9 protein-coding genes are annotated in these 11,524 nt (G+C 68.8%); 6 read left to right on the forward strand and 3 right to left on the reverse strand.

Going from position 1 to position 11,524, the window contains the following annotated elements:
• Window positions 1-7: 7 nt before the first annotated feature.
• Window positions 8-1,021 (forward strand): ketol-acid reductoisomerase, encoded by a 1,014-nt coding sequence (gene ilvC / locus ACLARN_RS29285; RefSeq protein WP_409494693.1) that lies wholly within the window; start codon window positions 8-10, stop codon window positions 1,019-1,021.
• An 87-nt stretch (window positions 1,022-1,108) separates the two neighbouring features.
• Window positions 1,109-1,372 carry a DUF397 domain-containing protein gene (locus tag ACLARN_RS29290; protein ID WP_409494694.1) on the forward strand — a complete coding sequence of 88 codons (264 nt, stop codon included), beginning with the start codon at window positions 1,109-1,111 and terminating at the stop codon, window positions 1,370-1,372.
• Window positions 1,373-1,485: 113 nt separating this feature from the next.
• Here ACLARN_RS29290 and ACLARN_RS29295 read toward each other — a convergent pair whose 3' ends face one another.
• The 3 genes from ACLARN_RS29295 to ACLARN_RS29305 are packed head-to-tail and all read right to left on the reverse strand — an operon-like array spanning window position 1,486 to window position 4,167.
• Window positions 1,486-2,442 (reverse strand): ankyrin repeat domain-containing protein, encoded by a 957-nt coding sequence (locus tag ACLARN_RS29295; RefSeq protein WP_409494695.1) that lies wholly within the window; start codon window positions 2,440-2,442, stop codon window positions 1,486-1,488.
• A complete protein-coding gene (locus ACLARN_RS29300) occupies window positions 2,426-3,262 on the reverse strand; it encodes a TIGR03620 family F420-dependent LLM class oxidoreductase (protein WP_409494696.1) in 837 nt (278 codons plus the stop codon). Before ACLARN_RS29300 ends, ACLARN_RS29295 begins: the two co-directional genes overlap by 17 nt.
• Window positions 3,259-4,167: a TIGR03620 family F420-dependent LLM class oxidoreductase gene (locus ACLARN_RS29305; protein ID WP_409494697.1), complete on the reverse strand. Its 909-nt coding sequence runs from the start codon at window positions 4,165-4,167 to the stop codon at window positions 3,259-3,261. Before ACLARN_RS29305 ends, ACLARN_RS29300 begins: the two co-directional genes overlap by 4 nt.
• Before the next feature lie 95 nt (window positions 4,168-4,262).
• Between ACLARN_RS29305 and ACLARN_RS29310 the strand changes: the two genes are divergently transcribed.
• The 4 genes from ACLARN_RS29310 to ACLARN_RS29325 all read left to right on the forward strand — a co-directional run bounded on the left by ACLARN_RS29310 (window position 4,263) and on the right by ACLARN_RS29325 (window position 11,523).
• A complete protein-coding gene (locus ACLARN_RS29310) occupies window positions 4,263-4,829 on the forward strand; it encodes a TetR/AcrR family transcriptional regulator (protein ID WP_409494698.1) in 567 nt (188 codons plus the stop codon).
• Between the two features lie 103 nt (window positions 4,830-4,932).
• Window positions 4,933-6,531 carry a phosphoglycerate dehydrogenase gene (serA, locus tag ACLARN_RS29315; protein ID WP_409494699.1) on the forward strand — a complete coding sequence of 533 codons (1,599 nt, stop codon included), beginning with the start codon at window positions 4,933-4,935 and terminating at the stop codon, window positions 6,529-6,531.
• Between the two features lie 304 nt (window positions 6,532-6,835).
• Window positions 6,836-10,240 carry a S8 family serine peptidase gene (locus ACLARN_RS29320; protein WP_409494700.1) on the forward strand — a complete coding sequence of 1,135 codons (3,405 nt, stop codon included), beginning with the start codon at window positions 6,836-6,838 and terminating at the stop codon, window positions 10,238-10,240.
• A 236-nt stretch (window positions 10,241-10,476) separates the two neighbouring features.
• Window positions 10,477-11,523, forward strand: a complete 1,047-nt coding sequence (locus tag ACLARN_RS29325) for a 3-isopropylmalate dehydrogenase (RefSeq protein WP_409494701.1) — start codon at window positions 10,477-10,479, stop codon at window positions 11,521-11,523.
• The last annotated feature ends 1 nt before the right edge of the window (window position 11,524 follow it).

Genomic DNA, 11,524 nt, shown 5'->3' on the forward strand with positions numbered 1-11,524 from the left:
ACCCCTCATGGCAGTGGAAATCTTTTACGACGACGACGCGGACCTTTCGATCATCCAGGGTCGCAAGGTCGCCGTGATCGGCTACGGCAGCCAGGGCCACGCGCACTCGCTCAGCCTGCGCGACTCCGGCGTCGACGTCCGCGTCGGTCTGCCCGAGGGCTCGAAGTCGCGGGCCAAGGCCGAGGAGCAGGGTCTCCGCGTGCTCACCCCGGCCGAGGCCAGCGCCGAAGCCGACCTGATCATGATCCTCGCGCCGGACACCAAGCAGCGCGCGATCTACGAGAAGGACATCGAGCCGCACCTCAAGGACGGCGACGCGCTGTTCTTCGGTCACGGCTTCAACATCCGCTACGACCTGATCAAGCCGCCGTCTAACGTCGACGTCGCCATGGTCGCGCCGAAGGGCCCCGGCCACCTGGTCCGCCGCCAGTTCGTCGACGGCAAGGGCGTCCCTGCGCTCATCGCGGTCGAGCAGGACGCCTCCGGCAACGCTCAGGCGCTCGCGCTGTCCTACGCCGCCGCCATCGGTGGTGCCCGCGCCGGTGTCATCAAGACGACCTTCACCGAGGAGACCGAGACCGACCTCTTCGGCGAGCAGGCCGTTCTCTGCGGTGGCGCGTCCGCGCTGGTGCAGACCGGTTTCGAGGTGCTCACCGAGGCCGGCTACGCCCCGGAGATCGCCTACTTCGAGGTGCTGCACGAGCTGAAGCTGATCGTCGACCTCATGTACGAGGGCGGCATCGCGCGTCAGCGCTACTCGATCTCCGACACCGCCGAGTACGGCGACCTGACCCGCGGCCCGCGCGTCATCTCGCCGGCGGTCAAGGAAGAGATGAAGAAGATCCTCGGTGAGATCCAGGACGGCACCTTCGCCCGCGAATGGGTCGCCGAGGACGAGGCCGGGCGGCCGAACTTCACCAAACTCGAGGAGCAGGGCAACCAGCACCCGATCGAGGAGACCGGCAAGAAGCTGCGCGACCTGATGTCGTGGGTGGACCGGCCGATCACCGAAACCGCCTAGTTCTTGGGCCGAAGGGGCCCTTCACCGCGTCTCACGCGGTGAAGGGCCCCTTCGTTTTGCGCGTCGGAAAGCGATACCGTGGACACCATGAGTGAGCAGCCGGTGGACGACAAGGCCCACATCCGGCACGAGCTGGACCTGACCGAAGTGACGTGGATCCGGGCGGAACCGGAGGGCGCGAACCTCGAAGACCGCGCCGAGTACGCGCTGATCCCGCACACCGACGGCGTCACCTATACCGCGCTGCGCCAGGCGTCGGATCCGGACGGCCATGTCCTCGTGTTCACGCCGACGGAATGGGACGCGTTCGTGAAAGGCGTGCGGGACGGCGAATTCGACCTTCCGGCCTGATTAGATGCCGTATGTCCGTATCGTCAAGGTCGTGAAGGCCTCCTTGCCTACCCTGAAGGTAGGCAAGGAGGCCTTCACGACCTTGGTTCGCGACCGAGACGCCATGCCCAGGCTCAAGCGTCCCGCAGGACCGCCAGGATCTCCTCCTGCTCGAAGTGCTCAGCCCACCCCAAAGCCGACGACGAGTACAAAGTGTCCTCAAGGGACACATCCGCCCCCGCCGCCAGCAAAGCGCGAACCGCCGCCACGTGCCCACCCTGCACAGCAAGGTGCAGCGCGGTGACACCTTCCCCATGGGAAAGCCCGCCGAAGGTGCCCTGCCGGTTCACCGAGGCCCCAAGCTCGGCCAAAGTCCCGATCACCGACGCCTTCCCCTGGGCGGCGGCCCACGTCAGCGCCGTCCCTCGATAGACGTCGGCGTCCACCCGCGCGCCCCGCTCCACCAGCGTGCGGACAGTCGAAGAGCGGTCGTTCCGCGCGGCCCATGAGAGCGCCTCGTCGAGGATCTCGGCGGGGTCGTCGCTCGGTCGCCATTCCGGGAAACCGCTGTGCGGCCGGTAGAACTCTCGGTGTGCGCCCGCCGCGGGGGCGAGTGTGCCGTCCGGCGCGAGCAACGTGTCGAGCAGGTCCGCGTGGCCGAGACCGGCGGCGACGCGCAGGTTGCCGGGGGACAGGCCGCGCGCGGCCAGTACCTCGGCGGCCTCGCGGTGGCCCCAGAACAGCGCGACCACCAGCGGTGTCCCGCCGTCGCCGCGGGCGGGTACGTCGACCGGGGCGCCCGCGTCGAGCAGCATCGTGGCCAGCAGTGGCAGGCCGACGTAACCCGCCTGGTGGAGCGCGGTCCAGCCGTGCACGTTGGCCGACGCCGGATCCGCCCCGTGGTCCAGCAGGATCCGGCACAGCCGTTCGTCGCAGGTCGCGGTGGCCATGCCCAGCAGATCGTTCCCGTTCTCGCCGTGCGCGTGGACGAGGGTGGGCAGGTCGCCGATCAGGCGCGCGAGCCCGGCGAGGTCCCGCGCGTCGATCAGTTCGCGTGCCTGTTCGAAAGCCAGTTCAGCCGGTGACGTCACGCTGCCGCACGCTACCCGCGACCCCCGACAAAAGCCGCCATTCCGTCAGCGGGATCCGGTCGTCCCCGGTCAGGACCTGCAAGCAGACGTGATCCGCGCCCGCGTCCAGATGCGCGCGCACCCGGGCGCAGATCGCGTCCTCGCCGACGGCGACCAGCGCGTCCACGAGGTGATCCGAGCCGTAATCCTCCTCGGTGAAGCCGAACCGCCGCAGGTTCGCCCGATGGTGGGCCGCCAGCTCCAGGTACATCGACACGTGCCGCCGGGCGATCTCCCGATCCGAACCCAGAACCACGGCCTGTTCGACGGCCAGGTAAGCCGAAGGGCCCATGATTTCCCGAGCGAGAGCGGTGTGCTCGACGGGGACGAAGTACGGATGCGCCCCATCGGCCCGTTCCGCGGCCAGCGAGAGCATCTTCGGTCCCAGCGCGGCCAGCAGCCGACGGCGTGGCGAGTCCGGTGTGGACAGTTCGGCTTCGTCCATCCCGTCGAGGTAGCCGCGCATCGCTTCCAGCGGTTTCGCACCCGGCAGGTGTCCGCCCAGCCCCAGGACGAACCGGCCCGGATACGCCTCGGCGAGTGTCCGTTCGGCGGCCGCCGCGGCGATCGGTTCCCGATGGCCGAACCGCGCGATCCCGGTGGCGACCGTCAGCCGGGACGTCGCCGCCAGCAGCAAACCCGCCTGCGTGAACGCCTCCCTGCCCAGGTATTCGCCGAACCACAGCGTGTCGAAGCCGAGTTCCTCGATTTCCGAGGCCGCGTCGCGGACCTCGCCGATTTCCTTGCCGTCGAAGGAGAATGTCCAGATCCCGACGCTCACCGGGTCACCTCCGCCAGTGCCGGTGCCAGTCGTTCCAGCTGGGCCACGATGACGTCCAGGCTGTCGCCGACCGGGTTGACGAGCACGGTGTCCGCGCCGGCGTCGACGATTTCCTTGATCCGCCGCGCGATCTTCTCCTCGTCGCCCCAGGCGGTCAGCCCGTCGACCAGCCGGTCGCTGACGCCGTCGATGTCGGCATCGGTGTAGCCCAGCCGTTTCCAGCCCCTGACGTAGTGCGGGATGTCGTACTGCTTCAGCAGCTCGATGGTCTTCGCGATGTTCGCCCGCGCCTCCTCCCGGCCGCCGAGCAGGACCGGATGCTCCGGGATGAGCAGCTTGTCCGGCCCGACGATCTCGCGGGCGTACGGCGTGTGTTCGAAGGGTTGTGCGAACGGGTGCGCGCCGTCCGCCATGTCCCTCGCGAGTTCGAGCATCTTCGGGCCGACAGCGGCGAGAACGCGCGGAAACGGGACCGGTGAAGGGAATTCGGCCTCCGCGGCGGACATGGCTTCGAGATACTCACGGGTCTGTCCGAGCGGCCGGTAGTCCGAACCGGTCTTCGTCGCCTGGTGTGCGTGGCCGATGCCGACACCGAGCACGAACCGGCCGGGAAAGGCGTGCGCGAGCGCTCGCCCGCCGGCCTGGGCGGTGTACGCGGGCCGTGACCAGATGTTGGCGATCCCGGTGCCGATCACCACCCGTTCGGTGGAGGCGAGCGCGACGCCGCTGTGCGCGAACAGTTCCCGGGCCGCCGGTCCCTCACCGGCCCACACGGTGCGATAGCCCAGCTCTTCCAGCCGTCGTATCGCCTTCAGTTCGTCTTCGGGTGACGGCTTGAGCATGCCGAGCGGCAGCCAGACGCCCACCGGTCCCAGCAGGTCGCGGGTCTCTTCGATCAGGTTCACTGCGAACTCTCCAGCTAATATGAGGCAGCCTCCGGTTACCTGGTCGACTATACGGAGGCACCCTCCGATTTGTCGAGGCTAAGCTCGGGAGCGCGATGGACACCGAGAAGAAACCGCTGCGTGCGGACGCCCGGCGCAACTACGAGCGCCTCCTCGAAGAGGCGAGGCGCGCCTTCGCCGCGCGCGGGGTCGAGGCGTCACTGGAAGAGATCGCCCGCCAGGCCGGTGTCGGCATCGGGACGCTGTACCGGCACTTCCCGACGCGCGAGGCGCTGGTCGAGACGGTGCTTCGCGAGCGGTTCGACGGCCAGGCCGTGGCGGCCCGCGAACTCCTGGACTCGCCGGAGCCGTTGAGTGCGCTCAAGACCTGGCTCGCCGGGATGGGTCGACAGTCGGCGAGCTACCGCGGACTGCCCGAACTGATGGTCGATGTCCTCGACGACGAGAGCTCGCCGCTGTATGCGTCATGTCACGCCATGCGGGACGGGGTATCCCAGCTAGTGGAACGGGCGAAGGCTTCGGGGGAGCTGCGGGCGGACGTCACGGCGCACGAATTGCTGGTGCTGCTGCACGCGCTTTCCTGGGCCAGTGAACACCTTTCGGGTGACAAGGGCCTCGAACGGCTCCTCGATCTCGTTTTCGCCGGATTACAGGCGAGTTAACAATCCCCTGTCACCAGGTCTAAACTGCGGCGCAACCGGGCACAACGGCGTGACCGTCAAACCTATGAGTCGCAGGCACAGACCAGATAGTGGGAGCCGTATCGTGACCAAGCCGAACAAGCCCGTCGTCCTCATCGCGGAGAAGCTCGCGCCTTCCGTATTGAGCGTCTTCTCCGACGAGGTCGAGGTCCAGCATGTGGACGGCACGGACCGCCCCGCGCTGCTCGAAGCCGTGAAGACGGCGGACGCGCTGCTCGTGCGGTCCGCGACCAAGGTCGACGCCGAGGTGCTCGGCGCCACCACCTCGCTCAAGGTCGTCGCCCGCGCCGGCGTCGGACTGGACAACGTCGAGGTCCCCGCCGCCACCGAACGCGGTGTGCTGGTGGTCAACGCGCCGACGTCGAACATCGTCTCCGCCGCCGAGCACGCCGTCGCGCTGCTGCTCGCGGTCGCCCGCCGGGTCCCGGCCGCGGACCAGAGCCTCCAGGGCGGCGCGTGGAAGCGCAGCGCCTACTCCGGCGTCGAGATCCAGGGCAAGACCGTCGGTGTGGTCGGCCTCGGCAAGATCGGCCAGCTGTTCGCGCAGCGTCTCGCCGCCTTCGACACCAAGCTCATCGCGTATGACCCCTACGTCTCGGCCGCCCGCGCCGCGCAGCTCGGCATCGAGCTGGTCACGCTGGACGAGCTGCTGGAGCGCGCCGACGCGATCTCCATCCACCTGCCGAAGACCCCGGAGACCAAGGGCCTGATCGGCGCCGAGGCGCTCAAGAAGGTCAAGCAGGGCGTCATCATCGTCAACGCCGCGCGCGGTGGCCTCATCGACGAGCAGGCCCTGGCGGACGCGGTGAGCTCCGGGCACGTCGGTGGTGCCGGTATCGACGTGTTCGTCACCGAGCCCACCACCGAGAGCCCGCTGTTCGGCCTGCCGAACGTCGTCGTCACGCCGCACCTCGGCGCGTCGACCGCCGAAGCTCAGGACCGTGCGGGCACCGACGTCGCGAAGTCCGTGCTGCTCGCGCTGCGCGGCGACTTCGTGCCGGACGCGGTGAACGTCGCCGGTGGCGGCACGGTCGGCGAGCACGTGCGGCCGTACCTCTCGCTCACCCAGAAGCTCGGGACCGTGCTGACCGCCCTCAACCCGAAGGCGCCGACGTCGATCACCGTCGTGGTCAAGGGTGAACTGTCCAACGAGGACGTCAGCGTGCTGCCGCTCGCGGCCGAGCGCGGCGTGTTCTCCGGCGTCGTCGAGGACCAGGTCACCTTCGTGAACGCGCCGCGCGTCGCCGAAGAGCTGGGTGTCCAGGTGGAACTGGTCACCGAGCCCGAAAGCCCCAAATTCCGCAGCCTGGTCACCCTTCGCGCGGTCCACGCCGACGGCCAGACCCTTTCGGTCTCCGGTTCGGTCACCGGCAAGGACGAGGTCGAGAAGCTGGTCGAGGTCAACGGCCGCCACTTCGACCTGCGTGCCGAGGGCAACGTGCTGCTGCTCGAGTACCCGGACCGCCCGGGCATCATGGGCCGCGTCGGCACGCTGCTCGGCGAGGCGGGCATCAACATCGAGGCCGCGCAGATCAGCCAGACCACCGACGGCGCGGACGCGGTCATGCTGCTGCGCGTCGACCGTTCCGTGGACTCGCACCTGCTGGAGCCGATCGGCGCCACCGTCGGCGCGCACACCATTCGCGCGGTCAACTTCGGCTGACCTTCAAGTACATGAAGGCCCCCTTCCTTGCGCCTAGGTACAGGAAGGGGGCCTTCATGTACTTTCCGCAATTAGTCGACTAACTGTGGTCGTTGTGTGTGCGGGGTTCGCGAGAACGCAGAGCAAGATTCAATAACGGTGAAAAATGCCTACTGAAGTCGGGCTGGTCCCCGGATAGGTTTCTCCGGCGAGGCCGAACCATCGCGCCGTCAAGGGCACGGCGCGGCGCCGGGGCTCACCGTCGGGGGTGTGTTCGAGCGGCAGGCAGGTTCCGAGTCAAGGCCTCGAGTGAGGGCACGTACTCATGAACAGATCCCGCGTACCCCGGTGGGCCATCCGCTCATCGGCCGCGGTCTTCGCCGCGTTGCTCGCGACGTCCGTGACCGGGGCGACCGCAGCCGCGCAGGATGTCCCCCTCGCGGACGGCATCACGCCGGCGAAGATCGACCGTAACGGATTCCAGGGGAAGGTCGAACCGAAGCTCAAGGCCGCCCAGGGCAAGATCACCGCCTTCGTCGAGCTGGCCAAGCAGCCCGCTGTCGACGCCTTCAACGCCGAGCAGAACAAGGGTGGGGGCAGGGACCAGGCGAAGCGGGCCGCGAAGGCCGCCAAGGCCGACGCCGCCGCGACGGTGGACTCCGTCGTCGGTCAGCTCAAGGCCGCCGACGCCGGAACCCAGCTGGTCACCCAGACCGCCAACGCGGTCGCCGGCGCGGTCGTCACGGCCGACGCGGCGAAGATCCGCGAGCTGGCGAAGCGGCCGGACGTCGTCTCGGTCAAGAAGGTGGTGCCGAAGACCCGCACCAACTCCAGCGCGGTCCAGCTGACCAACACGCTCGCCTCGTGGCAGCAGACCGGCCGCTACGGCGACGGCATCCGCGTCGGCGTGATCGACGACGGCATCGACTACACCCACGCCACCTTCGGCGGACCGGGCACGGCCGAGGCGTACAAGGCGATCAACCGCGACCAGGCCACCCCCGCCTTCCCGACCGACAAGGTCGTCGGCGGTATCGACCTGGTCGGCGACGCCTACGACACCGGCAGCGACGACCCGGCCCTCCACGTCCCGAAGCCGGACCCCAACCCGCTTTCCTGCGGCCACCACGGCACGCACGTCGCGGGCACGGTCGCCGGTTTCGGGGTGGACGAAGCGGGCAAGACCTTCACCGGTGACTACAAGAAGCTGAACAAGAAGAAGATCGAAGCGATGCAGATCGGCCCGGGCACCGCGCCCAAGGCCCTCCTGTACGCGATCAAGGTCTTCGGCTGCGACGGCTCGACCAACGTCACCTCACAGGCGCTCGACTGGTCGCTCGACCCTGACGGTGACGGCGACTTCACCGACCACCTCGACGTGGTCAACCTTTCGCTGGGCGGCGACTTCGCCACCCCGGATGACCCGGACTCGCTGTTCGTCCGCAAGATCGCCGCGAACAACGTCGTCCCGGTGTTCTCCGCGGGCAACGGTGGCGACCTCAACGACGTCGGCGGCGCGCCGGGCAACACGCCCGAAGCGCTGACCGTCGCCAGCAGCCGTGACGCGTCCGTCCTCCGCGACGCCGTCGAGGCCGTCGCTCCCGACGGTGTCAAGGGTGCGAAGACCGGGCAGTTCAGCCAGAACTACGCGACCTACGACACGCTCGACGTCACCGCGCCGGTGGTCAAGCTGTCCGCCGACAACGCCGCCGGCTGCAAGCCGTACTCCGAAGCCGACAAGGCCAAGGCCGCGGGCAAGATCGTGTTCCTCGAATGGGACGACAACGACGCGACCCGTGCCTGTGGTTCGGGCGCCCGCTCGAACAACGCGCAGGCCGCCGGTGCCAAGGGCGCGCTGTTCTCCTCGACACTGGAGCACTTCTCGGCCGGGATCGCGGGCAACGCCGCCACCCCGACGTTCCAGCTCACCGGCAGCGCGACCGCGTCGCTCCGCCCGGCGCTGAACGCGGGCACGCTGCAGGTCCGCATGACCGGCAAGGGCCGCGTGTCCGTGCCGACCACCGACCAGTCCATTGTGGACACCCCGAGCTCGTTCACCTCGCGTGGCGGGCGCGGTCCGGCGAGCAAGCCGGACGTCGCGGCGCCCGGTGACTCGATCTCGTCGGCGCTCAGTGGCAGTGGCGCCGGCCGCCTGGTCATCTCCGGAACGTCGATGGCGGCTCCGCACACCTCGGGTATCACCGCCCTGATCCGTCAGGCGCACCCGGACTGGTCGGTCGAAGAGGTCAAGGCCTCGGTCATCAACACCGCCGGCCACGACATCCACGACGCGTCGGGCCGCACCTACGGGCCGCAGCGCGTCGGCAGCGGGCGGATCGACGCGAAGGCCGCGCTGGACAACCAGGTCCTGGCCTACGTCGTCGACAACCCCGGTTTCGTCTCGGTCAACTTCGGCGTCGTCGAAGCGGGCGGCCCGGTCACCCTGACCAAGACGGTCAAGGTGGTCAACAAGGGCATCAAGCCGGTCGAGTACTCGGTGGGCTACGAAGCCGTGAACTCGCTCCCCGGTGTCGAGTACACAGTGGACAAGCCGACCGTGAAGCTGAGCCCGCGCGGTGTCGCGCTGGTGAAGGTGACCCTGAAGATCGCCGACCCCAAGGCGCTCCGCAAGGTCATGGACCCGACCATGGCGGCCTCGCAGGTCGGCCTCGCCCGGCAGTTCGTGGCGGACGCCTCCGGCCGGATCGCGTTCACCCCGAAGAGCGGCACGACCGTTCCGCTGCGACTCTCGGTGTACTCCGCGCCGAAGCCCGTCTCGGCCATCAACACCCCGGGCACGGTCAACTTCGGCAACGGCCAGAACCAGGCCGTGCTGAACCTGACCGGCAAGGGCGTCGACCAGGGCACCGGCCCGCAGCGGTACCGCTCGCTGATCAGCGTGCTCGAGCTGCAGGCGGAATCCCCGCAGCTGCCCGAATGCGACGGCGGCGTCACCACCGACTGCACGCTGAACCAGACCGCCAAGGGTGCCGACCTGCGCTACGTCGGCGCGGCGTCCACGGCTCCGCTGGCCAAGGCGCAGGGTGAGCCGGAGAACGCGTTGCTGGCCTTCGGTCTCACCACCTGGAGTGACCTGGCCAACCTGGGCAGCAACACCTCGCCGTTCGTGGACATCGACACCACGGGCGACGGGCAACCGGACTTCGAGACCTATGTCACGAAGGTGACCGCCACCGATGTGCTGGTGGCCGTCACGGTGGCGCTGAAGCCGGGCTTCCCGCAGGTGGACATCCAGCCGGTCAACGGCCAGCTCGGCGACGTCGACACGAACGTGTACGACACCAACGTCGTCGTGCTGCCGGTGAGCATCGCCGCGCTGGGCATCGACCCGAACGCCGCGTCGCACAAGATCAGCTACACGGTCGGGACCTCCGGGTTCTACGCGGCGCCGGGTGCGGACTCGTCGACGATCGACTACGTCGGCACGCCGCTTTCGTTCGACGCCTTGGCTCCCGCGTACACCGTCCAGGGCGGCGGCGACTCCGCGCTGGGCTACGTCGCGAAGCCGGGCACGGCGCTCGTGGTCAACCGCAACACGGCCGCGCAGGACACCGTCCTCGGCCTGCTGGCGATCGATCACCACAACGCCTCGGGTAACCGGGCGAACGTGGTGAAGATCCAGGCGAACGCCGGTAACGACAACGCGGGCGCCGACCGGCCGGGCAACGGTGGTCGGCACACCGGACGTCAGCCGATCGGTGTTGGCTGACGCGGTAGTGCGGTAACCCGCGTTCGATGAGGTGAGGGACGCCCTGGCGGCATGCTTTCCGCCAGGGCGTCCCTTCTTGTATTCACTCTTTCGGCTGTCTCGCTCTGTGGGAGATTCCGGCATAAGGGTGGTGCGGCTACGGCTACCGGGCTACGGCCGGTAACCTTCCGCTGCTGGCGTTTTCTTGCGGATGGGCCATCCGGACTGCCGGTGGCCTGGTCTACGGAGGTGTGTGGATGCGGCTCGCGGTGATCCCAGGAGACGGGATCGGGCCCGAAGTGGTCTCCGAGGCGCTCAAGGTGCTCGGTGAGGTCGTACCTACGGCGGAGATCACGAACTACGACCTCGGCGCCGCCCGGTGGCACTCCACCGGTGAGCTGCTTCCGGAGTCCGTGCTCGGCGAACTCCGTCAGCACGATGCGATCCTGCTGGGCGCGGTGGGCGACCCGACGGTGCCGAGCGGCATTCTGGAGCGTGGTTTGCTGCTGCGGCTCCGTTTCGAGCTCGACCACCACGTGAACTTGAGGCCCGCCCGGTTGTACCCGGGGGTGCGTGGCCCGCTCGCCGACTCGGGCGAGATCGACATGGTCGTCGTGCGTGAGGGCACCGAGGGGCCGTACGCCGGCAACGGTGGCCTGCTGCGCAAGGACACCGAACACGAGATCGCGACGGAGGTCAGCGTCAACACGGCGTTCGGCGTCCGGCGCGTGGTGACCGACGCGTTCAACCGCGCCGAGGCGCGGCCTCGCAAGCACCTGACGCTCCTGCACAAGACGAACGTGCTGGAGTACGCGGGTTCGCTGTGGTCGCGGATCGTCGAAGAGGTCTCGCTGGAGCACCCGGAGGTGACGGTCGCTTACTCCCATGTGGACGCCGCGACCATCCACCTGGTGACCGATCCCTCGCGATTCGACGTCGTGGTGACGGACAACCTGTTCGGCGACATCATCACCGACCTGGCGGCCGCGGTGACCGGCGGCATCGGTCTGGCGGCGAGCGGGAACCTCGACATCACCCGGCGGAACCCGAGCATGTTCGAGCCGGTGCACGGCAGCGCGCCGGACATCGCGGGCCAGGGTCTCGCCGACCCGACCGCCGCGGTGCTTTCGGTCGCGCTGCTGCTGGACCACTTGGGACAGAAGGAAGCGGCGCGGCGGATCGAGGCCTCGGTGGCCTTCGACCTCGCGACCCGCGACCAGGCGTCGCCCGGTGCGACGCATGCGATCGGTGACCGGCTGGCGGCCCTGGTGTCGTCGAACGTGCGCCCGGTCACTCAGTCGTAGT

The organism is Amycolatopsis sp. cmx-11-12, from assembly GCF_046269425.1.
Taxonomy (GTDB): Bacteria; Actinomycetota; Actinomycetes; order Mycobacteriales; family Pseudonocardiaceae; genus Amycolatopsis.